Annotated in this window: 18 protein-coding genes, 1 tRNA gene and 2 pseudogenes; 3 read left to right on the top strand and 18 right to left on the bottom strand. The window is 61.4% G+C overall.

Translation table 11 applies throughout. The features are described 5' to 3' along the window. Positions 1-515: 515 nt before the first annotated feature. Complete coding sequence (locus Q0030_RS01890; protein WP_298362614.1) at positions 516-953, bottom strand: DoxX family protein; 438 nt, start codon at positions 951-953, stop codon at positions 516-518. 246 nt (positions 954-1,199) lie between these two features. Further along, positions 1,200-2,564, bottom strand: a complete 1,365-nt coding sequence (locus tag Q0030_RS01885; RefSeq protein WP_298362612.1) for an MFS transporter — start codon at positions 2,562-2,564, stop codon at positions 1,200-1,202. Positions 2,565-3,493: 929 nt separating this feature from the next. Between Q0030_RS01885 and Q0030_RS40560 the strand changes: the two are divergent. Together Q0030_RS40560 and Q0030_RS01880 are read left to right on the top strand one after the other, a co-directional pair. Beyond that, positions 3,494-3,841 (top strand): annotated as a pseudogene (locus Q0030_RS40560) (hypothetical protein); the annotation flags it as partial. A gap of 43 nt (positions 3,842-3,884) precedes the next feature. Beyond that, a tRNA-Leu gene (locus Q0030_RS01880) sits at positions 3,885-3,958 on the top strand. A gap of 181 nt (positions 3,959-4,139) precedes the next feature. On the opposite strand, the gene Q0030_RS01875 is transcribed toward Q0030_RS01880, so the two are convergent. The 7 genes from Q0030_RS01875 to Q0030_RS01845 form a co-directional block, all read right to left on the bottom strand. After that, on the bottom strand, positions 4,140-5,741 hold the full coding sequence (locus Q0030_RS01875; RefSeq protein ID WP_298362610.1) for an MFS transporter: 1,602 nt from the start codon (positions 5,739-5,741) through the stop codon (positions 4,140-4,142). Between the two features lie 353 nt (positions 5,742-6,094). Further along, positions 6,095-6,760, bottom strand: coding sequence for an isochorismatase family protein (locus tag Q0030_RS01870; RefSeq protein ID WP_298362607.1), 666 nt, complete (start codon positions 6,758-6,760; stop codon positions 6,095-6,097). Next, positions 6,757-7,815 carry a 2,5-dihydroxypyridine 5,6-dioxygenase gene (locus tag Q0030_RS01865; RefSeq protein ID WP_298362604.1) on the bottom strand — a complete coding sequence of 353 codons (1,059 nt, stop codon included), beginning with the start codon at positions 7,813-7,815 and terminating at the stop codon, positions 6,757-6,759. The genes Q0030_RS01870 and Q0030_RS01865 overlap by 4 nt, the downstream gene beginning before the upstream one ends. Further along, on the bottom strand, positions 7,802-8,653 hold the full coding sequence (locus Q0030_RS01860; RefSeq protein WP_298362603.1) for an alpha/beta hydrolase: 852 nt from the start codon (positions 8,651-8,653) through the stop codon (positions 7,802-7,804). Before Q0030_RS01860 ends, Q0030_RS01865 begins: the two co-directional genes overlap by 14 nt. After that, complete coding sequence (locus tag Q0030_RS01855; protein ID WP_298362601.1) at positions 8,650-9,450, bottom strand: Asp/Glu racemase; 801 nt, start codon at positions 9,448-9,450, stop codon at positions 8,650-8,652. The genes Q0030_RS01860 and Q0030_RS01855 overlap by 4 nt, the downstream gene beginning before the upstream one ends. 19 nt (positions 9,451-9,469) lie before the next feature. Then, a complete protein-coding gene (locus Q0030_RS01850; protein ID WP_298362598.1) occupies positions 9,470-10,438 on the bottom strand; it encodes an amidohydrolase family protein in 969 nt (322 codons plus the stop codon). A gap of 78 nt (positions 10,439-10,516) precedes the next feature. Next, positions 10,517-11,716: an ABC transporter substrate-binding protein gene (locus Q0030_RS01845; RefSeq protein WP_298362596.1), complete on the bottom strand. Its 1,200-nt coding sequence runs from the start codon at positions 11,714-11,716 to the stop codon at positions 10,517-10,519. Positions 11,717-11,893: 177 nt separating this feature from the next. Here Q0030_RS01845 and Q0030_RS01840 point away from each other — a divergent pair, with 177 nt between their 5' ends. Next, positions 11,894-12,439: a MarR family transcriptional regulator gene (locus Q0030_RS01840; RefSeq protein WP_298362594.1), complete on the top strand. Its 546-nt coding sequence runs from the start codon at positions 11,894-11,896 to the stop codon at positions 12,437-12,439. 89 nt (positions 12,440-12,528) lie between these two features. Here the strand turns inward: Q0030_RS01840 and Q0030_RS01835 are convergent, their stop codons facing one another. The 9 genes and pseudogenes from Q0030_RS01835 to Q0030_RS01795 form a co-directional block, all read right to left on the bottom strand. Continuing rightward, complete coding sequence (locus Q0030_RS01835; RefSeq protein ID WP_298362590.1) at positions 12,529-13,668, bottom strand: 2Fe-2S iron-sulfur cluster-binding protein; 1,140 nt, start codon at positions 13,666-13,668, stop codon at positions 12,529-12,531. Next, positions 13,665-14,504 (bottom strand): FAD binding domain-containing protein, encoded by an 840-nt coding sequence (locus Q0030_RS01830; protein WP_298362587.1) that lies wholly within the window; start codon positions 14,502-14,504, stop codon positions 13,665-13,667. The genes Q0030_RS01835 and Q0030_RS01830 overlap by 4 nt, the downstream gene beginning before the upstream one ends. Next, the gene (locus Q0030_RS01825; RefSeq protein ID WP_298362584.1) at positions 14,501-16,879 is read right to left on the bottom strand and encodes a xanthine dehydrogenase family protein molybdopterin-binding subunit; all 2,379 of its coding nucleotides are present in this window, start codon (positions 16,877-16,879) and stop codon (positions 14,501-14,503) included. Before Q0030_RS01825 ends, Q0030_RS01830 begins: the two co-directional genes overlap by 4 nt. Before the next feature lie 80 nt (positions 16,880-16,959). Beyond that, the gene (locus Q0030_RS01820) at positions 16,960-17,472 is read right to left on the bottom strand and encodes an aromatic-ring-hydroxylating dioxygenase subunit beta (protein WP_298362580.1); all 513 of its coding nucleotides are present in this window, start codon (positions 17,470-17,472) and stop codon (positions 16,960-16,962) included. A gap of 21 nt (positions 17,473-17,493) precedes the next feature. Beyond that, positions 17,494-20,346 carry an FAD-dependent oxidoreductase gene (locus tag Q0030_RS01815; RefSeq protein ID WP_298362576.1) on the bottom strand — a complete coding sequence of 951 codons (2,853 nt, stop codon included), beginning with the start codon at positions 20,344-20,346 and terminating at the stop codon, positions 17,494-17,496. A gap of 368 nt (positions 20,347-20,714) precedes the next feature. Then, positions 20,715-20,840 (bottom strand): annotated as a pseudogene (locus Q0030_RS01810) (flavodoxin domain-containing protein); the annotation flags it as partial. A gap of 87 nt (positions 20,841-20,927) precedes the next feature. Next, positions 20,928-21,335: a hypothetical protein gene (locus Q0030_RS01805; protein ID WP_298362573.1), complete on the bottom strand. Its 408-nt coding sequence runs from the start codon at positions 21,333-21,335 to the stop codon at positions 20,928-20,930. Between the two features lie 36 nt (positions 21,336-21,371). Further along, positions 21,372-23,030: a cation/acetate symporter ActP gene (actP, locus tag Q0030_RS01800; RefSeq protein WP_298362570.1), complete on the bottom strand. Its 1,659-nt coding sequence runs from the start codon at positions 23,028-23,030 to the stop codon at positions 21,372-21,374. Next, positions 23,027-23,326, bottom strand: a complete 300-nt coding sequence (locus tag Q0030_RS01795) for a DUF485 domain-containing protein (protein WP_298362567.1) — start codon at positions 23,324-23,326, stop codon at positions 23,027-23,029. Before Q0030_RS01795 ends, actP begins: the two co-directional genes overlap by 4 nt. Between the last annotated feature and the right edge of the window lie 2 nt (positions 23,327-23,328).

Genomic DNA, 23,328 nt, shown 5'->3' with positions numbered 1-23,328 from the left:
TGTTTGCGAACAGATCGAGTGCCCCGCAAACGCAGTCGATCGGCAGGAGTGTCGATGGCACCACCCGCACGCAATCGGTAGCGCGACCAGCCTCCGGCGAGCCGCCGTGTTTGGCGAACACCGGCTTTCAGCGTGCATGCCCTCCCCCTCTCGACCTATCAGCCAAACAGCCTCGTCATGAAATTCGACGGCTGGAATACTAAGTCACCTAGTCACATAGAGTCAACACTCATTCGCGTTCGACTGTCAGTATGGCTGGATTTGGCGGCCATATCCCCGAAAGACGAGGGCGAGATTGACCGACGCCGGAATGCCGCATGCGATCGACGGCGCTGTCGGAAAGGTGTCGTCCGCTCCCCATGGACCACCCGCGAACTCGCCTTCGCCACTGAGAGCGCGCCGGGTGGAAGGAGCCCGGTTTGGCGGGGAGCCACCTCAGGCGCCGAACACTTCACTGCCGCAAATCGCTTTCATGGGAAGCGTGATGCGCAACGGCAGAATCCCTCCCGGATGAACTAAACAGCCTTCGACGTTTTGCGTCCGTCCATGAACGAATCGACACTAAGGCGACCGGATCCGGCGAGTGCCAAAAATAGAAAAATGAAGCAGAAAAGGATCGCGGCATCGCCTCCGTTGAGCACCGGAAAGAAATTACGGGACGCATGCGCGAGAAAATAGGCAATTGCCATTTGTCCGGAGAGAACAAACGCCACGAGACGAGTTTGGAACCCCAATACGACTGACAGGCCGCCGAATATCTCGAGGCAACCCGCCAAGCCCATCAAAGACAGGACTGGCGCTATGCCACGCGTGGGCTCTGGAAAGCCTAAGAGCTTTTGGGTCCCGTGCTCCAAAAATAGCAGGCCAGACATAATTCGGAGGGCGGCCAGCCCCAACCCAGCCCAGCGCCCGGAAGAAGAGCGGTCGAAGCACGGTGTTGAACGTTCGGTCATTTGATGTCCCACAATCGGCAAGAATTAGCTCTGAAGCGATACTTAGCCCAGCCTCAAAAAGCGCGCGCAGAGATTGAGAGTAGCAAGTGTTGACTCGGGATTACGAAGCGCGGCCACTCAAGATGATTTGCAGCCTGCGGTGTCGGCACACATTGCCGATCCCGTGCCTTCCGAGTTGCTCATTCTTTCTGCATCGAAACGAACGCGCGGCGCTTGTTCCCTCGACAAGCGCACACCGTCAGTACGTCAGTATGCGGACTTTGCGGTGCTCGTCATTGAATTGGCTTCGAGCGGTTTCCTATCGCTGCGGAGCAGCTCCATAAGACCAACTGCGACTCCAGCAAGTAAGGATGCCAGACCAGCAACGGCAAATAGGCCTGCCGGACCAAAGCCCTCGGCAATCAGCAACCCTCCCAACACGGGCCCGACGACCGCCCCGATGCGCCCAATCCCCATTGTCCATGCGACCCCGGTCGCCCTTATATGTTGAGGGTAGTAGACTGCGGCCACCGCAACGACGCAAAGCTGCGCGCCAAGACTGAAAAAGCCCGCAACAAATACACTGATCAACACCGCGGCTAGCGAAGAAGCCGTTAGTCCGATCGTGACGATTGCCAATGCCCCCAGCAAATATCCAACGCAGATCGTGTAGTTTGCATTGAATTTATCGATACACCAACTTAGGACAAAACATCCAATGATTCCTCCTATATTGAGCACAGCAACCGCGCCTACCGCACCTTCGGTAATCAATCCTGCTTGCCGAGTTACCGATGGAATCCAGTTGACCAGGAAGTAGCTGAGAAGGAGGCTTAAGAAGAAGGTCAACCACAACAGCGTGGTCCCTACGAGACGCCCTCCCCTGAATATCTCGGCAAGGGAACGACTTGGCTGGATCTCCGAGGAAGGAGAATCGTCGTTGGTTTGCTTGTAGTCGGAAATGCCGAGGCGTCTCGTGATCTGGTTTAACTTAGCCGCTTTTCCATTCCGAACGAGGAAATGAAGCGACTCAGGGATAACCACGCCGACGATTGGTAACAGCAACAGCGGGAGAACGCCGCCCGCAAGGAAGACGCTCTTCCAACCGTAGTTCGGAAGAGCCCAAGCGCTCGCGGCCGCCCCCAACGATGCGCCAAACGGAAACCCACAAAACATAGCCGCAACAAAAGTAGTTCGTTTGCGACGCGGCGTGTACTCTGTTGTCAGAGCAATGATGCTTGGCATCGCGCCTCCCAACCCAAGTCCCGCAATGAAACGAAAGATCGTCAGCTCACCGAGCGAATTCGCTCTCGACATGAGCAATGACGTCAGGCCAAAGGTGAACAGGGAAAGCAATATTCCCGGCTTCCTGCCAATACGGTCAGAAACGCTGCCTGCTATGAGCGCCCCGATCAACGCGCCAAACAAGCCCGCACCAAACACGGGCCCGAATGACGAGATCGGCACCTGCCACTCCTTGGCGATGTCGGGTGCGACAAAGGCGATCGCCTGGGTGTCGAATCCATCGATCATAGCTACCAACGAGCAAACCACAATTATCGTCAGTTGATACGAACTCAGCGGCATATCGTCGATCGCTGATGCGCGGAGATGATCGCCGCTCAGGTTCATTGCTCACTCCCTCTCTATTCCGACCGATACTTGCTTGCACTAAGCGCTACAAAGATGCTTCTCCGAAGTGCACCAACAGGCAGTTGCGCTCGAAGAGGCCGGCCAATCTTCATTCTATTGAGACGTTCAACATCGCGATAGCAGTGGACGTGACCGCTCGGGCCGAGCTCGATGACGGCCGTCACGTCGCAGACGCCTGCCGAAAGACAGACTTCCGTAATGTTCTAGGATTCCAGAATGCCCTTGATCAGACTTACGTCTTCGCTTGCGCTCATCGGCCGATCGGGACGACGCGACTGTTTGTCTCACCAACGGCCTCGCTTCGTGGGCCGAAGAGGCTACTATCCTCGCTGGCGTGACTGACATCGCAGAGATCTGCAGGGAGGAACTCCCGTTCATTTCCGTCCCTTGCCTCGGCCTATTTTAGATTTTCTAGACCACACGCGGTGGTTAACCAGGGAGAACCCTTCCAACGCAACAATTTATTAGGTCACCTAGTGACATAAGTCAAGCGTCAGCCGTTCTCGCTTGAGCGATGGCCGCCCTTGAGCAAAATGAACCTGCCGCGAGGCGGGACGCGCTGTCCCGCTCACCCGCGTCTCGCTACGCCGCCGCCAACGCCTCCAACATGCGCTCGCTTTCGACAATTAGGCATTACCGACGGCAAGGTCCGCTTCGGTCCGAGAACTGACACATCAGCGACGTGACCCGAAGCCGACTTGGGCTGACCCAGGGATAGAAAATAGCGGCGATCACGGCCATATTCACAGGATAGGCATCATCAAACCGACAGGGCTTCGTCCCGGCTGGCGGAAGCTTATGATCGCGGTTTACGTGGCGGTGACAACTACGCTGGCCTACGGGGTATGGATGTATCCAGATGCTCCGCTCCATAGGTGCAGTGCCGGGGTTGAGACTTACTGCGGGAAATGAGGCAAAGAGCATACCCTGTCCGAGTACGAAGGCTTTCGCAGATGGGAGAATGCGCTTTTATTGTGTGGCCGATCGGAATGGGCCTTCAAATCTTGGGCGGTCCAGACGGTTTCAAGGACACGGTGACGCCGCGCGCCATGTCGGTTGAAGAGATCGCTTCGACCGTCGCGGACTATGGGCCAGCCGCAAAGAACGCCCGCGAGGCCGGCTTCGATGGTGTGGAGCTGCATGCCGCAACCACCTATCTCCTGCCGGAACTCCTCAACAGCGCGCTGAACATCCGCGAAGACGCCTATGGCGGCTCCGCGGCGAACCGAACTCGAATCGTCCTGGAAGTTCTCGACGCGCTCATGTCCTCAGCGATGGAAGGAGAGCGGACGACGAAGCGTGGGGACGACCGGATCGTCCCGGGCCCGTTCAAAACGGTCTGCGTGCGGGTTCGAGTCCTGCCGGGCCCACCACAGAAATCAATCAATCGCATATACGGCCTTACTTGACCTGATCTGGACGACCGCACCAGATTGCTGTTTTCGGTCGTGCGCGGGTGCTCGGTATTCGTGAACGAGATGAGACCGATAGCTTGGGTGACGGTATCCAGCTGCAATTTTCTGCGGGTTGAATTGCCACCTGCGACCCGTGGGTTCAATCCAACGGACGACCACGCGTCTCCGGCACGAGGCAAATAGCGACAACAAAGGCGAAGCCGGACACGATCACGGGATACCACAATCCGAAGTACGGATTGCCGGAATACACATTCATTGCCGTGACGACGAACGACAGCATGCCTCCGACCCAGCCGGCGCCCACATGGAACGGAAACGAGAGGGAGGTATATCGAATGCGCGCTGGAAACAGTTCGACCATGAAGGCCGCCATCGGGCCGTATACCATCGCCAGATAGAGCACGAGCACGAACAGAAGCCCGAATACCGCGGGGCGATTGATCTTCGAAAGATCGGCGGACGACGGCCATCCCGCCGAGACCAACGCCTGCCTAAGGCTGTCGGGGTTGAAGCCTTCGACCACCTGTCCCGCGATCTTGACTGTGGTCGGTGCGCCCGGGGCTGCCTGCTCCGATCGATATTGAACGCCAAGATCAGTCAGAAAGCCGGTGACCTTGTCGCATTCCGTGGCGGCCTCGGCAAACAAACGGAAATTGCAGTCGCGCGCCGTGACGACGATATCGGTGCTCTCGAGGAAGCGCTCCAGGGCCGGGTTTGCATAGTGGGTCAGTCCCTTGAAGATCGGCTGGATGGTGACAGCTGCGAGCAGGCAGGCCATCGCCATGATGGGCTTGCGGCCGATGCGATCGGACAACCAGCCGAAGAAGACATACAGCGGCGTGACCACCACCAGGGCCGGCCCAATCAGCAATTGCACGTCATCCATCGGCACTTTCAGGGTCTTGTTGAGAAAGAACATCGAATAGAAGTGTCCAGTGCCGAAGATCGCGCCAAGGCCGGCAGCAACGACGAACAACAGGACGACGTATTTGAGGTTCGCGGCGCGCGTAAAGCTCTCCGTGACCGGCGCCTTGGACGTTGCGCCGGCAGCCTTCATGCGCTGGAACGTGGGCGATTCATGTAACTTCGCCCGGAAGTAGACCGATACGACCAGCAACAGCAGCGACAGCACGAATGGCAAACGCCAGCCCCAATCGTGGAACTGCGCATCGGAAAGGATGAGCTTCAACCCGAAGACGACGATGATGGAGCTCAGAAGCCCAAGCGTCGCCGTGGTCTGAAGTGAACTGGTGTACGCGCCACGCCGGTTCACCGGCGAGTGCTCCGCGACATAAGTCACGGCTCCGCCAACCTCGCCGCCAAGCGCCAGCCCTTGCAGCAGGCGGCAAAGCACGAGCCCGTACGTCGCGGCTATTCCGATCTGATCGTAGGTCGGGAGCAATCCCACGCCGACCGTGGCGACGCCCATGAGGATAATGGTCACCAGAAACGTCTTCTTGCGTCCGACCATGTCTCCCAGGCGGCCGAAGAACAGCGCGCCGATCGGGCGAATGAGGAAGCCGGCGCCAAACGTTGCGAGGCTTGCGAGGAATGCCGCCGTCTCATTGCCCTTCGGAAAGAACAGGTGCCCGAGCTGAACGGCAAGGGCCGCGTAGATGTAGAAGTCGTACCACTCGAGCAGCGCGCCAAAGGACGATGCCAGTACGACCTTCTTCTCCTCGGCGGTCATTGCGGAAGTCGCGCGAATGGCGCGCGCAGAATGCAGCGTGTCCGTCATCGTCCCCTCACCTCTTATGCTGTTAATTGAGATGTATACTGATCATATCATTTTTGCGACGGCAGACAATACGGAATCGACGCAGGTTTGATTCAGCTGAAATTCGCATATTTTCCGCAACATAACCCGATCATGGACAAACTAGATGCACCAAGTTTCATCAGTATACAAACGAACTTTAGATCCTGATCGACGCCTGACGACTGACCTCTGCGTCAAACCTCGACCAGCGCGCGGGCAAAAAAAATCCCGCGGAGGCGCGGGATAGGCAGGGAGCTTGTTGTCGAAACGTGCGGGCACGATCGCCGACTGTTGCGCAGTCGAGGCTGCCGCCGAACCGACGGCCGATATCGCTAGCTGATGTCTGCGCCGCCAGTCACAACGGCAGATCCAGCAGCTTTGGATTCCAAGTGCTTCAAGGTATCGGAGAGGTCCATGACGACCGCGTACTTCTCCGACATGTCGAACAGATTCGCCTCGTGCGGCCCGATGGCACGGTCCCCGACGCAATCCCTGACCACGAGCGGAAGGAAGCCCAGCGACATCGCGTCAACGACGCTTGACCGGACACAACCGCTGGTCACGCAACCAGCGACCACAAGCGTGCGGACGCCGCGCTGCGTCAGCCATGGTCCCAGTCCCGTCGCGAAGAATGCCGACGGCACGGTCTTCCGGACAACCAGTTCACCCGGTTCCGGCGCGAGCTGCGGAACGATCGCGCTATTGGAAGAAGACTCCTTCAGCGTGAGCAGCCCCGGCACCTTCATCGCGAACACGTTGCGATCAGCGTCGTCGTCGGCGAATACGATCCTCGAATGCGCAACCGGCCACCCTCGCCGGCGTGCTTCATCCAGCAGTCCGATCGTCCTCTCCATGGCGGCGGCGATGTTGCCGCCGCCGAAAACGGCGGGATCGAGAAATCCGTTGACGAAATCGACGATCAGCAGCCCGAATGGAGCATCGAGATCGAGGTTCTTACCGAAGCCCTGCCGGCGATATGCCGCCTTGTCATCGGTCATTCGGCGGCCTCCCGAACCGGTCCTCCATCGAGCACCTTTCCGTTTCGGACGACCCCCTCCCCGTCGAGCGCAATCGTGCAATTCCGCATCGGAATATCGATGTGACAGGCCGTTGTCCGGCTCCCGCCGGCCTCGTTGTTCGGGCCGAACGAGAACAGGAAATTGCCCTCGAACGCCCGTGCGTCCATGCCGATCGTGGCCTCCCGGTCATAGAGACCGAGCGTCGACCACTTGGCTCTCGGCTGCAGTCCCCAGCCGATGTGCGACATCGCATATGCGTCTCGATCATTGTACGAGGCCATGTACTCGCTCAGAATCTCGGCATCGACGCCGCCCTCGATCGAGGTCACAAAGCCCTTCTCGATCCTGAAGTGGATGCGATCCTGAATGTAGGACTTCATCGGAAGCAGAATATCGCCCCGCTCCATCACGATCGTTCCATCGGCCTCCCCCTCATTCGCCCAGGTCAAAGCGAAACCGCTCGGCCAATGATCCCACCGCCCGGGCTCGTCGACAAAGCCATATTCGCTGATGGCCGGGAACTGACCCAGTTTGAAGCGGACGTCCGTGCCGGCCGGCGACGTCACATGCATCTCCTTCGCTTTGCCGAGCTTCGCACTCGCGGCGGCAACGCGCGCACGGTCAGCCATTGTCGGCACCATCCGAACCAGGACTTCCGGTGGTTCGACAGCCAGCAGGATTTTCGTGCCCGCCTTCAGGATGTCGTGCTGCTCGGGCGAGAACAGCAGGGTCATGAGGTCCAGGACGAGGTCGCTCTCCTTCAGTGCAGCGATCGCTGCGCGATTCCCGGTCAGGGGCGTCGTCCCGAGATAGGCCAGCGAGTCGCGGCTCAGAGCCTTCTCGCCGTTGACCGGAAGCAGATCGAGCCGGTTGACGATTGCGCCCATCGACGCAGCCGCGAGAATCGCGGTCGACAGGGTCTGCGGATGCGTCGACGAGCTGGTGAGCACCGTCACGAGTTGACCTCGCTCCAGCTTGGAAAGCGAGAGAACCTGTTTCCAGGCCTGTATCAGATCGTGATCACTGACCGACATGTTGCTTCTCCTTGCTGACTGCGGCGCCGAGGGGAGCGCCAAGAAACTCCTCGAAGGCGGCGTAGAACCCCGCCTCATCGTCCCACGGAATCATGTGCCCCGCGTCGGGGACGCGCGTGGTCGACGTGCTCGGCAACAGCCGCCGGATTTCGGCGATGTCCTCGTCGCGAATGACGTCGCCGCGTCCTGCAGCGATCAGTCGGACGGGAACGGTGATCCGTCCGAGATCGCCGTGAATATCGTCATTGTGGAATCCGTCAAAGCTCTCGCGCACCGCGCGCTCGTCGCAAGTGTGCAGCCACTCCGCACGCAGCTGCAGCTGATCCTCGGTCCAGGTCGGACAGAACGCCCGCATCTTTTCAGCGCAGCAACCGGCAACCGAGAGCCGAATGGAATCGACGTACCAATCGAGCTTCGCCGGATAGGCGCGTCGACCCGGTCCCGAGACCGGCGGATCCACCAGGACCAGCCTTGCCAGTCCAGGCGATCCGTTCCGCGCCGCGCGAACGGCAATGCGGGCCCCCATCGAGTGGCCGACTACGGTATATCGTGGCAGTTTCAACGCCGCAGCCAGCGCGGCCAGATCGGCGGCCTGCGCGTCGAGGCTGTAGTCGAGCGTGGGGCCGGATTGCGACAGCCCCCGGCCCCGAATATCGAGAACGTAGGTCTCGAACTCGCGTCCAAAGCGCTCGCCGACGAACCCCCAGGTGATGGCTGGACTGGTTATGCCCGGCAGGATGATGACCGGATCACGCCCCGCTCGCGCCTGCCCGTAGAGCAGATAGTGCAGCCGCACGCCGTTGGCCTGGACGTTTGCGCCATATCGGAATGTACTCATCCGGCCGCCTGCAGCTTTGCGGTATGAGTGGCGGCTGCATTGTTGCCGAAGGCGCCCGAGAGCAATGCGCCGGCACCCGGCACCCGCGTGCTCAGGTCGAGCGCCGTCAGCATGGCGTAGGTGGTCGCGACCGCCGCGGTGATCACAGGCTTGCCGGTTCTCGCCTCGACCTCGGCGATCGAAGGCAACGACGGCATCTGGACGCACGCCGACAAGACGACCGCGTCGGCGTCCTTGAGGTCCATCCCCGCCACGATCTTCGGCAGGTTCGCAGGGTCGTGCCGACCGACCATGATGTTGTCCGGAATCTCGAGTGCGCGGGAATCGCAGACCTTGATCCCCTCATGCTCGATGTAGTCGATGACGAGCTGCGTCAGCGGCTTCATGTACGGCGCGACGACGGCAATGCGCTTGGCGCCGATGACATGCAGCGCATCGACCAGTGCACCGGCGCTGGTCACCACGGGCGCCGGCGCACCGTTCTCGACCGTGCGACCATGGAGCCGCTGCTGCGAGACGCGGTGATACGACTTCCCCATGCTCATGATCGCGACCAGGCAGGCGTAGCCGAGGACGTCGACACGTGCATCCGAGAGCTCGAGCGCGCAGCGATCGGACTCGCTGTCCATCGCGGCGAGCTCCTCTTTCTTGACCGTCTTCATCCGCATCCGGCTCGAATGGAAAGTGAAGCGCGTGCCGTGCGCGAGCGAATGCGCGCCAAGCATCGCGGGAATTTCAGTCTCCATGGTTGTATTCGAGCTCGGAACGATTTGGCCGATGCGATAGACCTTCTGCATGTGGTGTCTCCTCGGCCGATCAGGCCAGCTTCAGAATGCGCTCGGCGTTGCGCGAGCAGACCTGCGCGCGGACGTCCTCGGATATCGGTGCGCGCTCGATGAAATCCGCGGCGATTGCCGTCGACTCGTAGGGGTAGTCGACCGAAAACATGACGGCGGCGTTGCCCATCTCGGCAAGCGCGCAGGCAAGCGCCGCGGACGAGCAGACGCCTGACGTCGTGATGAAAATATTGCGTCCGAAGTATTCGGACGGCTTGTGCGCAAGCCGAACGCCATGGGGATACACCGCGAAGCGGCTGTCGAACCGCCAGAGCAGCATCGGCAGCCCCTCGCCCATATGACCGAGGATGATCTTCAACCGCGGAAAGCGATCGAAGACTCCTCCGAACAGCAGCCTGAGCGCATGGGTCGCGGTCTCGACGCCCCACCCCCACACCGCGCCGGTGAGTTCAGGATGGCCGTCATAGGCTTTCGGCACCGGACTTGGGTCCGTCGGATGCAGGTAGAGCGGCACATCCAAATGTTGCATCCGCTCCCAGAACGCGTCGTAGGCCGGATCGTCATAATAGATCCCGCCCGTATGACCGTTGACCAGCGCTCCCTTGAAGCCGAGAACATCGACGGCACGGGTCAGCTCGCCTGCGGCTGCTTTCGGGGAGTGCATCGGCAGCGATGCGAAGCCGGCATAGCGGTCCGGATGCCGCTGAATCTGCCGCGCCAGATAGTCATTGCCTTCGGCCGCGCGCCGGATGGCGAGGTCAATGTTGGTTTCGCCCTGGACGCTTGGTCCAGTCTGCGACAGAACGACCTTGTCGATTCCGGCCCGGTCCATCTCCCCCAGCCGCAGATCGTCGAAATCCCTGAGTTGGGACGACAGCCTGGATTGCGCCGCGGCGTCCATGTGCTTCGTGAAGACCTTCGAATATTCCTCGAAGCCCGGCGCCGTGAAGTGCTCTTCGAGCGCGATCTTGCGAATTCTGGACGACATGAATTGCTCCTTGCGGATCTCGACGTACGCGGATCCCGGTCACGGCTGGGACAAACGCGACCGGGACGGCCCTGACAGTCACTTCACCAGGGGGCATTCGCTTTCAGCCAAAGGCTTGAACGCCTCGGCCGCGGGAATGGTCGCCAGAACCTTGTAGTAGTCCCACGGCGCTTTCGACTCCGACGGCTTCTTCACCTCGACGAGGTACATGTCGTGGACCATCCGTCCGTCGGCTCGCACCGAACCGGTCTGCGTAAAGGCATCCCGCACGGGCAGCTCGCGCATCTTTTCGGCGACCGCAATCCCGTCATCGGTACCGGCCTCCTTCACCGCCTTCAGGTAGTGAAGCACGCCGGAATAAACGCCAGCCTGCGCCATCGTCGGCATCGCTTTGCGCTTCTTGTAGAATTTCTCCGCGAACGCACGGGTCTGGTCGTTCAGATCCCAATAGTAGCCGGTCACGAAGGTGAGCCCCTGGGCGACCTGAAGACCCAGACTATGCACGTCGGTGATGAACGTGACCGGCGTGACGATCGTCTGCCCGCCTTGCACGATCTGGAATTCATTGGCCTGCTTCACGGCATTGACCGTGTCGCCACCGGCGTTGGCGAACGCGATGACTTTTGCCTTGGAGGATTGAGCCTGGAGCAGGAAGGAGGAGAAATCCGGTGTGTTCAGCGGATGGCGCGCAGCTCCCACCACCTTGCCGCCGGCTGCCTTGACGGCTTTCGAAGCTTCCGCCTCGAGCGAAAGACCGAACGCATAATCGACCGTCAGGAAATACCAGGTGTCAAAGCCCTTCTTCACGAGCGCAGAGGCGACGCCCGCAGCATTCGAATAGTTGTCGTAGGTCCACTGAAACCCGGTCGGCGAACAGGCCTTGCCGGTAAGGTCCATGGTTGCCGCCGTGGAATAGATCGCAATCTTCTTCTTCGCTCTCGCGACCTCCTGCACGGCCAGTGCCACGCCCGAGTTCGGGAAGTCGATCACCATGTCGACGTGGTCAACGTCGAACCATCGACGCGCCAGCTGCGAACCGACATCGGCCTTGTTCTGGTGATCTCCCGACATCACCTTGATCGGCTTGCCGATCACGGTTGGCCCGAACTCCTCCACCGCGATTTCCGCGGCCGCAACGGAGCCGGGCCCGCCGAGATCCGAGTAGACGCCACTGAGGTCGTTGAGGACACCGATCGTCATTGCGTCCGGGCCAGCCTTCGCTGGACCCAGACCCGACATGAGGGTCAGCGCGAGAATTGATGATGTGAGCCTGTTCATGAGCCATCCTCCGTTTGCCTCGCGCGCCGCCATCTTATTGTTGTTATTCTCAGGTCAATCCTGGAATCGGCAGTACCGTTCGCGATAAAGAGATGTATACTGAGTAATTAGGAGGCCCGTCAAGGGGCCTTCGGCTCATTTGCTGACCGCGGGCCGCTCAAATGGAAGGAATGCACGTTGAAGAAGCAATCATCCACCAATTCCACGAGGTCCGAGGTCAAGGTGGAAATGGCGCGGATGCCCCTGGCATCGCGCCCGGGCTACCTGGTCCGCCGGCTGCATCAGATCCACTCGGCGATCTTTCTTGAGGAGTGCCAGGAATTCGGCATCACACCGGTGCAGTACGGCCTGATCACGACCCTGCTCAACAACCCCGGGATCGATCAGGTCACGTTGGGTGGTGAAGTGGGCATCGATCGCACAAATGTAGCAGATGTTCTGAACCGCCTGTCGGAACGCGGCCTGGTGCGGCGCGAACGCAGCCAAACCGACCGGCGTTCGATGGTGGCCTTCCTGACCAAGGAGGGCGAGGCGGTCGCAGACAAGATGTACGACAGCATGCGCCGTGCACAGGATCGCTTCCTCGCGCCCCTGCGGCCCGAGTTCAGGGCCGCTTTTCTCGCGATGGTGACTGAATTGATCGAGGGCAACAGCAAATACAGCCTGCCCGACACCAACTCGGCATCCGGTCGGCGGAAGTCGACGGCCAGCCGGGACGAATAGCCGGAAGCGATCCAATTTTAGTCAGTATACATCTCTATTACAGGAGTGAACCTGGCAGTTGTTCGGGAGATGGGGCCGCTTCGGCGGCCCTATCGCCGAGAGAACAAGCGCGCCTTGATGACGGACCAGATCAATCCGAGGCCACCGAGCGCCTTACGGCGAGGCGGAGCCGCCCCGGTAATGGCCGCTTCGAGATTCTCGGCGAATGTCGCCGCCAACCGGCGCACGACGTCGTGCACCAGTCCGGCTCGGTTGAACTGAGCGAGGGGTCCACTCAGCTTCCAGGTCAGGACGACCGCAATCAGGGACGCGCTTGCCCCGTCAGCGATGACGGTCCAGCGCGCGCCGCCCTCCGCGGACGAGCCTTGCCCGGCATCACGCCCGCGGCCCGTCAGCCATCCCTCCCGCTTGGCGGGATCCATCCCGACCTTCGCCTGGCCGTTGAAGGTGACCTTGATCGGGCCGAGTGCGATCCTGACCTTTCCGACAATATCTTCTCCGTCAAGTGACGTGATCTCCGCTCCGGGCACGCACGGGACCACCCGTTGGAGGTCCGAAAGCAGGCTCCAGACCTGTTCGGCCGGCGCAGCCACCCGCACCCGTTCCTCAATTGACGTGCTGCCCGCGGATCCGCCAACCGATGATGTCATGGCTTGTGTCGACGTGCGCGTGACCGGGCCGGTTGTCTGTTGAGACGACGGCGCAGGCGGCGACCTCGAACCCTCGAGCCTGCCGACGACCGGTGCCACAGCGGCCGCGACGTCGGGCTTCTTCCCTGTGGCGACTTTCTTGACCGCGGCGACGATCCCGACATAGCCGGTGCACCGGCAGAGATTGCCGGAAAGCTCCTCACGCAGCGCCCGCTCATCGATCTCGCCGAGCCGAAGCACGATATCCCGTGCGGTCGTCAGCATTCCCGGCGTGCAAAAGCCGCATTGCAGGGCGTGGTGCTCGGAAAACGCCTCCCGCAGTTCCTGCATGGTTGGATCATCGTCAAAGCCTTCGATCGTGGTGACGTCGGCGCCATCGCAATCGGCGGCAAATGTGATGCACGACCGCTGGATCCTGCCGTCGAGCACAACGGTGCAGGCGCCGCAGACACCCTGCTCGCATCCGAGATGCGTTCCGGTGAGTTGCAGATCGCCCCGCAAGAAGTCTGCCAATAGCGTGCGCGGCTCAACATCCGCCGCGACGGCGCCTCCGTTGACCGTCATCGACACCTGCGTCATCGGCGCTGTCCTTCACCCAAAGTCGCCAGAGCCCGGCGAACCGCGACCGCATGCAATTCCTGCGTGTCGAGATCAAGATTCGGCAGAACGGCGCGGATTTCCTCTGCGACGATCTCGCATGCCGCACGCGGCCCCGCCTCGGCGAGTCGTGCAGCGGTCTTAGAGAGCAGCGCCGGTGAACCGCTGGTCGCACCGGCAAGCACCCGCTGCAGACCTGCCTTCGGATCGAGAACGACAACGCCGATCGCATTGGCGAATTCACCGGTCTTGCGGCAAATCTTGTGATAGGCCCAGGATGCATCCGCCGACAGCCGCGGCACCTCGATCGCGGAAATGATTTCGCTCTCGCCGAGCTTGGTCGCAAACGCTCCGTCGACGAAGCTCTCGGCGGCATGGCGCTTCGGCCGTTCGTCGCCGCCCTGGACGACGATCGTGGCCCCCAGTGCCGCCAGCGTCGAGACCCAGTCTGCGGCTGGATCGGCATGTGCCAGGCTTCCGCCCATGGTGCCGCGATTGCGCACCGCTCTGTAAGCAATTCCGTGTGCGACTGATCGCAGCAGCCCGCGCGTCGGATCCTCCAGCACACCATCCTCGATCTCGGCGTGGGTCCATCCGGCACCGATCGAGAACACCCTGTCGTCGGCCGCAAGCTCCCGAAAGCCGGACGCGCGCTTGATGTCGACCAATAGTTTGGGCCGGGCCAATCGCAGGTTCAGCGTCGGCACCAACGACTGGCCGCCAGCCAGCACCTTGGCGTCGCCATCGGCCGCAGCGAGGAGTTCGGTTGCCTCGCCGAGGGTCCGTGCATGCTTGAGCTCGAACGCCGACGACTTCATCGCTCTGCGCCCGCTTCAGGAGCTGCCGCCTGCGACGGACGCGCGCGCCGAATTGCCTCACGGATCCGCCGTGGGCTCGCAGGTACCTGACGTATCGCAGCGTTGAGCGGCGACAAGGCATCGTTGATTGCATTGACGATCGCAGCGGGCGGCGCAATCGCTCCGCCCTCGCCGACGCCCTTGATTCCGTGAGCCGAGTAAGGCGACAGCGTCTCGCGATGGTCGATGCGGAAGCTCGGCAGCTCGGTCGGACCAGGCAGAATATAATCGAGCAGCGTCGAGGCGAGCGGTTGAGCGTTGTCGTCGTACGGGCTCTCTTCGAACAGCGCGGTGCCGATACCTTGCGCCGCCCCTCCATAGGTCTGCCCCTCGACAATCATCGGATTGACCATGCGTCCACAATCCTCGACGATCGCATAGTCGAGGATCTCGACAAGACCGGTCTCGACGTCAACTGCGAGCCGAACGGCGTGCGTGGCGTAAGAAAACACGCCCGTATCGACGTCCGGCTTGTATCCTTCGGTCGCCTCGAGGCCTGCCGTGTTCACGGTCTCGGGAAGCTGGTCCGGGCGGAGATACCAGGCGCGTCCGACGTCCTCGTAAGAGACACTGGCATTCGCCGCAAAGATCCGCCCCTCGGCAAATCCGACGGCGGCCGGCTCGACTTGCAGCAAATGGGCGGCAATCGACTTGATCCGGCCTGCAACGACCTCGGCGGCCCGCGAGACCGCACCGCCCGACATGACGATCCCGCGCGAAGCGTAGGCACCGGTCGAGAACGGCGTCATCGCCGTATCGCCGAGCGTGACCCTGATGTGCTTGAGCGGAACACGCGTCTGTTCGTGAGCAATCTGCGCCAACGTCGTTTCCAGACCCTGCCCGATGGTATGGATACCCGCCGCGACCTCCAGCGCGCCGTCCGGCGTCAGCTTCACATGCGCCTGATCGAACCCCGGCACCAACGGCAATCCCCAGGATGCAAACACCTTGGTGCCATGCGCGGACTGCTCCGTGAAACTAGCGAACCCGATGCCGAGGTAACGTCCCTTGTCGTCGCGCCTGGGCCCTGCGCGGAATGCCTCAAGACCGATCATGTTCTTGGCAGCAACAAGTGCCTCCGGGTAGTCGCCGGAGTCGTAATGCTTGTTCGTGATGTTGGTGTAAGGCATCGCCGAAGCCGGGACCAGATTGTCCCGGCGGACCTCCCATGCTTCGCGACCGACCTTCTGCGCGATCGCGTCAATGACCTGCTCCATCGCAAAGCAGACTCCCGGCCGCGCGACACCGCGATACGGCGCGAAAGGCGGCTTGTTGGTCGCAACCGAATAGGTACGGCACCGGTACGCAGCCAGATGGTACGGTCCGGGCAGGTTTCCTCCGGCCTGCGCAGCTTCCAGGCAGGCGGTGAACGGCCATACCGAGTACGCGCCCGTATCGACGGACACTTCCGCGTCCAGCGCGAGAAGCCGCCCCTGCCTGTCAGCATAGGCCTTGATATGGTATTCGTGCTGCCGTGCGTTGGCGCCGGCGACGAGATGCTCCCTGCGATCCTCGGTCCAGCGGAACGGCTTCTTGAAAGTTGCAGCCAGCCAGGCGACGGCAACCTCCTCGGGCTGCAACAGGCACTTGTAGCCGAAGCCGCCTCCGACGTCCGGCGGAGCGACCCTGATTTGCGCCTGCGCAATCCCGAGACACTCGGCGAGCCCGGCCCGTATCAAGTGCGGCACCTGGGTGGAGGTGTGCACCACGAGCTGATCGGTGCGATCATCCCACCAGGCCAGCACGCCCTTGCCTTCCATGGGATGCATCGTCTGTCGGGCGCATGACATCTCGAGCTCGACCGAGATCGGCGCCCTGGCGATAACCTCGTCGACGCCGCTGTCGAAGAACGTCTCCAGGAACAGGTTATCGCCCCACTCCGGATGCAGGAGTTCCGAGTTCTCGCGACGACCGCCCGCGCAAGAAGCGATCGCCGGCAGCTCGTCGTAGCCGATCTCGACTTGCTCGATCAGGTCTTCCGCGATCGCGCGATTTCTTGCCACGCACATGGCAACGGGTTCGCCGACGAAGCGCACCTTGTCAGTGGCCAGGATCGGATATTGCGAGACCTTGTACCCAGGAATGGAAGATCGCGTAACGATCGGCGCGACCCCGACCAGATCCTCGGAGAAGAAGGTATCGACGGCGTGATCCGGCGATTTTGTCTTCGACAGGAGCTTCGCATGCGCCATTGGACTGCGCAGGAACGCCACTTCGCGTAGCCCAGGCATCTGGATGTCACCGACGAACCGGCCCCGGCCGCGCAAGTGCCGGGCATCCTCCTTGCGCCGTGCTCGCGCCCCGATACCTTCACCGACCGCCCCGTCCCCGCTCATGATGATCCTCTCATGCGCTCTACCTAAACGTTCCCGACGTCACGAAGGTCACAGTGATTGTCCCCTGATCGCAAGCGGCTTTACACCGGAATGCAAAGCGCGTTGGGAACGAGCAGGTTGTCGTAAACGCAGCGGCGTTGCTTGAGCTTGAGGCCCTCGTCGGAACGCCGAAACACGTCGTGATAGGTTCCGACCTGGTGAATGGTCGCGTCAGGACGATCGAACAGGACCTGCAGGACGACATAGTTCGCCCGGGCCGTGATGTTTCCGTGCTGATCTTCGCCGAGCAACTGCAAATTGCTGATCAAGTGACGAAGGTACCGCGGCGCAAACATGGCGGTTTTCTCCAGCGCGAACGCCCGATCGCGAATCATGCCCCTATTCTCGCAATAGATGAGACCGACCGGATGGCCGCGATCCTCATTCTCGCGCGACAAAACGACATAGCTCGCGTCCGGCGTGAACATCTCGCTCCAGTCCGAGAGCCGCTGCTCGTCGAGGGCGGCCGCGTACTGGCAGTTGAACTGCTCGATTGCATTCCGCAGCAGCAGCTGGTGAATTTGTGCGGTGTAGGTGGGATCGGTGGCCAACATCTGAATAGCCCGCATCTCTCGTTAGAGTTCCATCGCGCTGCGCCAATGCTGATACATCGCGCGTATCGACGCCTCAGAGATCAAGGTGTCCGCGGTACCGATGACCCCGGGGTCCAGTTCGACCACATGTTGGCCGTCGGGGACCGCAAGCATGCCGTCCTGCACGAACTTGATGGCTTCGTTGTCTTCGAGGCCAAGGAAGCCTGCCGGCCCCATCAGGTTGCCTTGCCGCAACCGATGACGGGTCATTTCCTCATCGTCACCCTCGAAGCCGAACATGGTCCACTTCATGATGAACTCGTTCGGTCCCGTCGGGACGATCTGCCGAACGCCCAGGGTGTTCATCTCCCGTTGCACGATGAGATTGGGCCAGATCGTCGTCATGGTCACCGACCAGGGACTGTCGAACTCATTGACGAAATCCATGAAGCGCGGCTCCTCGAGCTGCATGCCTTCCTTGTAGGCGCGCATCTCCTTCTTGGTGTTGTTGTCGAGCTTGCTGACGTCCGACTTTGCCGATGCCATCACGCCATGCCGCCCCGAGGGGTCGGCGATCATCGACGACTTGTTGCCGGCCACCAGCAGGCCGAACGTCACCAGAAACGTGTGCAGCAGCGTTGCGTGATACGGGTCCTTGAGGTTCTCGTGATAGAGCTTCCAGTTTCCCGGAAGACTGTGGCGATAGTGACCGAGCACCTTGGGCTTCCGCCCGTCGAAAGTCGCCTCGAACTCGCGGAGAATCTCCGGTCCGAGATATTCGGCCAACGGCTCCATGTCGTCGCAGTACGACGCGAACACCACGCCACGATGGGTCGTGACTTTCAGCTGCCTAAGCCCGTGGTCTGCATTCTTGAAATCGCGCGGCATTCCGCCCTTGCCGTCGACCCCCCGGCGGAACGGCACCCCCGCCAGATTGCCCTTTAGGTCGTAGGACCACTGATGATAGGGACAGACGAATTCCTTGGCGTTGCCGCTCAGCTCGCGACAGAACTCGGCCGCGCGATGAGCACAGCGGTTCTCGAAGACGTTGATCGAACCGTCCTCGGCGCGCGATACGACGACGGGCGTCGGTCCTACATTCGACCGGATGAAATCGCCAATTTCGGGAGTCTCGCTCTCCAGCGCGACGTAATTCCATGTTCGCCCGTGAAAGATCTTTTCGACTTCGCGTCGGTAGATGTCGCTGTCCGTGTAGACCCAATCAGGCACCCTGGTGAGCCCCTCGGATGGCCAGACGTATTGCTTCGACGTCGTCGTCACCGACCTCTCGTTCACCACCTGGGTATTCTCCTTTTTGCCGTCACTCGTGAGCAGAGCAGCGGAAACCTTGGCGATATCGAACATGTCAGGGTTTTCGAGCTGCTTGCGCGCCTGCCGTATCGCGGCGGGATCAGAAAACGCGACCACGCTGGTAAGCCGTCCGGTGTCCGGATCAATCGTGCGATAGACGGCACCAGGTTCGCCATCGCGGCCCGTGAGCGCGACCTTGTCGCCCGGTGACGAGACCCCGACTATCTGAATGTTCAGGCCGAACTGGTCGGTCCAGAACCAGGGAGCCTGCGCATCCGTGCTCGGCGCCGCCCCGGCAATCGACTGCCCTGCGGCTGCACCTTGCTGCTCCGCATTATGCCAACTCTCAAAGCGGTGGGAGCGCCCCCTGACCGGACGGCAATGCAGTGCGCAGTCGCCCGCTGCCCAGATTCCCGCGATGCTGGTCCTTTGCTCTGCGTCGACAACGATCCCCCCATCCACCTCGCAGCCGGCCGCGGCTGCCAGTTCCGTCTCGGGGGCCAAGCCGACACCGACGCAGATGGTATCTGCAGCGAAAGCGCCGGCGGAGGTATTGACCACCAGACCCTCACCGTCGCGGCGGATATCCTGGACCTGTACGCCCCGCAAAACGGTAACGCCGTGGCGCTCGGCAAGAGAGCGAAAACTCCGCCCCAATGATGGAGGCAGCACGCGGGCCATCAGTTCGGTTTCGCGCTCGAGGAGGACAGTCGCGACCTCGAGCGTCGCAGCGACCGAAGCAAGTTCAAGACCAATGAAACCGCCGCCGACGATGACGAGACGCTTCGCGCCTGCGAGCGATTGCCTGATGGAGTTGGCATCCTCGATCGTGCGCAGATAGTGCACACCTGGCAGATCGGCACCGGCGATTGAAAGTCGCCGCGGAACTCCACCGGTCGCCAGCAGAAGCGCATCATATTGAAGCTCAGTCCCGTTGCTCAGGAATGCGGTCCTGGCGTCTGGATCGATCCGGGCAACCGAGCACCCGAGGTGGGTCTTGACGTCGAGGGAAGCCGCATCGGCTTCAGCCAGACGCCGACAGGATTCGATCGCCGCTTTTCCAAGGAGAATATCCTTTGAAAGCGGTGGACGCTCGTACGGGAGGTGCTCCTCCCTACCGACGAGATCTATCGTGCCGGTGAAGCCGCCGGCCCGCATGCTGCGAATCGCCACTGCAGCCGCCTGACCGGCCCCCACGACGACGACCGCCCCGCGGGAAGGCGCCCCCCTCCTGGTGCAGACCTCCTCCTGATCCTTCGGCGCAGCCTTCTTGTCTCCATCGAGATCGATAAATACCTCGCCATCCCTGACCTTGACCGCGTAGGTCTCGAGGTCCTGCGTGACCGGCGAGCAGAGCGCCTTCCCCGATCTGATATCGAAGATGCCCTGGTGCAGCGGACACTCGATCGTGCCGCCGTCGACGAATCCATCGGCAAGAAAGGCGAGCGCGTGCGTGCATATGCCATGCGTGGCGAAGACCTCACCATCAAGGAGATAGAGCGCCACGGGCCTGCCGTCGATCTCGACACTCGTCACGCCGTTGGGCTTCAGCCCATCCACGGCAATTACTTTTCGCCACGCCATCCCACACCTCGGAAACCGCCCTGAATTTTAATCAGTATACATCTCTTTATGAGCAATGCAAGGCAAACCCGATTCTCCAAGCAAAGCATGCCAAAACGGCTAATATATGCGACGATAATCCGAAAATCATCCAATCATTTGACCTTGCGAGCTGCCAGCACGCGGAATGCATATAAGGTGCTATACTGACTATATAGACATGCATGCGAAGCGGATGCTGAACTCCCCGGCTCCGCCCCGTAACCCGCACCTGCTGATCCAGAATTGGTTGCCAACGAAAGCACGCCAAACGCGGCCGCGCTGACAGTCAGCACGCGCTGTGCCTGTCAGGGCTGACTAGCGGTACAGAGGTCAGATATTCGAGAGCTGCTCCTCTCCGGCACGCGCTTGATGTCGGCCTGGGCTCCGGCGCCGCGCGCGCCTTCCGCGACAGCTTCGGCCATTTTTTCGATATGGCCGTAGGACGAGTAATAGAGAACGAGAACTTTTGTCATCGGGATGCTCCTGAATTTCGAGACGCCCGATCTAAAGCGATTTATCTTATCGCCCGCTGGATTCGTAAAACGTCGTCGGCATGACGCTCACAAGCTAAGTTTCAATGGCGCGTTGGCGCTGCTGTCGAGGAACTCAACCGTGGTGAACCACAGGTCGGTATCGCCGACATTTTCGAGGTCGTGGATCTTGTATTCACCCCTGCCATAGGCGAAGTGACGCGTCTCGCCGGCCGAGTAGACCGCTTCGACGATCGTCCCGTCCTCGGCATGCGATTGGGCCCGGCCCGGCGTTACGGCGGTCCAGAAGTAATCCAGCACGTGACGATGGAATCCGATGCGCTCACCTGGGGCAAGCCGGATTTCCCAGATCCGCACGCGCTCGGTCTCGGACAACAGCCGCGTCCCGACTCGCCCGTTGAGCTGATTGGTATCGAACTCCTTGCGAATGTCGTCGGGCCAGGCGGCTCGCCTCTTCTCCATCACATCGACGCTCATTGTTGTGCCTCCCTGAGATGAGTGATCCACGCTGCGTTACTCGACGCCGAGCCCGGTCTGGGCACGGACGTGCTGCGCGCCGAACGAGGCGCGGACGGAAGCCGCCGCCGCACTGCGGTCCAGCACCGACACCGCCCACGATACGGCGAAGGCGAGCGGAACCGAGACCAGGGCCGGATTGTCGTAAGGGAAAGGTGCAGGCCCGAGCTTCAACGCCGCGCTCCATACGCCTGGGCTAAGGGCGACCAGTCCGACCGAAGCCAGCAACCCGGCGAGCGATCCGCTCACGGCGCCCCGTGTCGTCAGGTCAGGCCAGACGATCGACAGAAGGATCACCGGGAAGTTCGCACTCGCTGCGATCGCAAAGACCAGTCCGACCATGAATGCGATGTTCTGGTTTTCGAACAAGACACCCAGACCCATCGCAATCAGGCTGATCGCCACCGCGGCAGCCTTCGAGACGAGCACTTCCTCATGCTCGCTGGCGCGGCCCCTGCGGATCACGCGGGCATAGAGATCGTGGCTCGCCGCCGAAGCTCCCGCAAGCGTCAGCCCCGATACGACAGCGAGGATCGTCGCGAACGCCACCGCCGAGATGAACCCGAGCAGCAGCGATCCGCCGACGGCATCAGCCAGATGCAGGGCCACCATGTTGACGCCGCCAACCAGCCCGCCGGACGCATCCCGAAACTGCGGGTTGGACGAAACGATCGCAATGGCGCCAAAGCCGAGCACGAACAACAGGCTGTAGAAGATGGAGATGAAGCCGGTCGCGACCAGCACCGATGTGCGCGCCTGGCGGGCGTCGCTCACGGTGAAAAAGCGCATCAGGATGTGCGGCAACCCGGCCGTGCCGAAGATCAGGGCGAGCCCGAGGGAGATCGCCGATACCGGATCCTTGACGAGCCCGCCGGGCGCCATGATGGCGTCGGCCTTCGGATGCAATGTCACGGCTGCGCGGAACAGGGCCTCGAGGCTGAAGCCGAAGTGCCCAAGGATCAGGATCGACATCAGGACCGAGCCCGACATCAGCAGGATGGCCTTGATGATCTGCACCCAGGTCGTCGCGAGCATGCCGCCGACCGTCACGTAGATCATCATCAGCACGCCGACGATGCCGACCGCGTAGATGTAGGGAAGCCCGAACAACAGCTGGATCAGCTTGCCGGCCCCCACCAGCTGGGCGATCAGATAGAAGACCACGATCACGAGCGTGTTGACGCCCGCGACCGCCCTCACCGGCACCTCGGACAGCCGATATGCCGCCACGTCGGCAAACGTATAACGGCCGAGATTGCGCAACGGCTCGGCAATCAGGAACAGGATCATCGGGAAGCCGACCAGGAAGCCGATCGCATAGATCATGCCGTCGTAGCCTGAGGTATAGACGAGCGCCGTGACGCCCAGGAACGTCGCGGCCGACGTGTAGTCGCCGGCGATCGCGAGTCCGTTCTGGACACCCTTGAGACCGCCGCCGGCGGCATAGAAATCCCTGGCCGTGCTCGTGCCACGTCGCGCAGCCCACCATGTGATGCCGAGACTGATCGCGACGAAGCCGAGAAACATCGCGATCGCCGTCGCGTTCAACGGTTGCCGCGTGCCTGTCGCTGCGGTCAGCGCGTCGGCCGCTGCGGGCCCGGACAGCAGGATGAGCGCGGGTGCAAACAGGGCACCGCAAACCGAACGTGACGTCATCGGAGATCCTCCAGGAGAAGCTGACTGAGGCTGTCGAAACGGGAATTGGCGCGCCGCACGTAGACCGCTGTCAGCAGGAAGCCGAGCGCGATGAGGCCGACGCCGATCAACACGCCCCAGGTGATCACCGTGCCGCTCCACAGCGGATACCCGAGCAGCCGCGGCCAGAATGCGATGGTCAGGATGTACGCGAAGTAGGAGGCAGCCATGACGATCGACATCCCAACGCCGAGGCGTGTGCGCTCGCTCGCAAGCTGTCTGAACGTCGGATGCTGTTGGATGGTTTGCAGGTCCATTG

The organism is uncultured Bradyrhizobium sp. (assembly GCF_947648125.1).
Lineage (GTDB): Bacteria > Pseudomonadota > Alphaproteobacteria > Rhizobiales > Xanthobacteraceae > Bradyrhizobium.
This window is presented reverse-complemented; position numbering and strand designations above follow the sequence as displayed.

Coding starts and splice junctions, on each gene's coding strand:
- Q0030_RS01890 (WP_298362614.1), bottom strand. CDS start 953: ATGACCGAACGTTCAACACCGTGCTTCGACCGCTCTTCTTCCGGGCGC.
- Q0030_RS01885 (WP_298362612.1), bottom strand. CDS start 2,564: ATGAACCTGAGCGGCGATCATCTCCGCGCATCAGCGATCGACGATATG.
- Q0030_RS01875 (WP_298362610.1), bottom strand. CDS start 5,741: ATGACGGACACGCTGCATTCTGCGCGCGCCATTCGCGCGACTTCCGCA.
- Q0030_RS01870 (WP_298362607.1), bottom strand. CDS start 6,760: ATGACCGATGACAAGGCGGCATATCGCCGGCAGGGCTTCGGTAAGAAC.
- Q0030_RS01865 (WP_298362604.1), bottom strand. CDS start 7,815: ATGTCGGTCAGTGATCACGATCTGATACAGGCCTGGAAACAGGTTCTC.
- Q0030_RS01860 (WP_298362603.1), bottom strand. CDS start 8,653: ATGAGTACATTCCGATATGGCGCAAACGTCCAGGCCAACGGCGTGCGG.
- Q0030_RS01855 (WP_298362601.1), bottom strand. CDS start 9,450: ATGCAGAAGGTCTATCGCATCGGCCAAATCGTTCCGAGCTCGAATACA.
- Q0030_RS01850 (WP_298362598.1), bottom strand. CDS start 10,438: ATGTCGTCCAGAATTCGCAAGATCGCGCTCGAAGAGCACTTCACGGCG.
- Q0030_RS01845 (WP_298362596.1), bottom strand. CDS start 11,716: ATGAACAGGCTCACATCATCAATTCTCGCGCTGACCCTCATGTCGGGT.
- Q0030_RS01835 (WP_298362590.1), bottom strand. CDS start 13,668: ATGACGCAGGTGTCGATGACGGTCAACGGAGGCGCCGTCGCGGCGGAT.
- Q0030_RS01830 (WP_298362587.1), bottom strand. CDS start 14,504: ATGAAGTCGTCGGCGTTCGAGCTCAAGCATGCACGGACCCTCGGCGAG.
- Q0030_RS01825 (WP_298362584.1), bottom strand. CDS start 16,879: ATGAGCGGGGACGGGGCGGTCGGTGAAGGTATCGGGGCGCGAGCACGG.
- Q0030_RS01820 (WP_298362580.1), bottom strand. CDS start 17,472: ATGTTGGCCACCGATCCCACCTACACCGCACAAATTCACCAGCTGCTG.
- Q0030_RS01815 (WP_298362576.1), bottom strand. CDS start 20,346: ATGGCGTGGCGAAAAGTAATTGCCGTGGATGGGCTGAAGCCCAACGGC.
- Q0030_RS01805 (WP_298362573.1), bottom strand. CDS start 21,335: ATGAGCGTCGATGTGATGGAGAAGAGGCGAGCCGCCTGGCCCGACGAC.
- actP (WP_298362570.1), bottom strand. CDS start 23,030: ATGACGTCACGTTCGGTTTGCGGTGCCCTGTTTGCACCCGCGCTCATC.
- Q0030_RS01795 (WP_298362567.1), bottom strand. CDS start 23,326: ATGGACCTGCAAACCATCCAACAGCATCCGACGTTCAGACAGCTTGCG.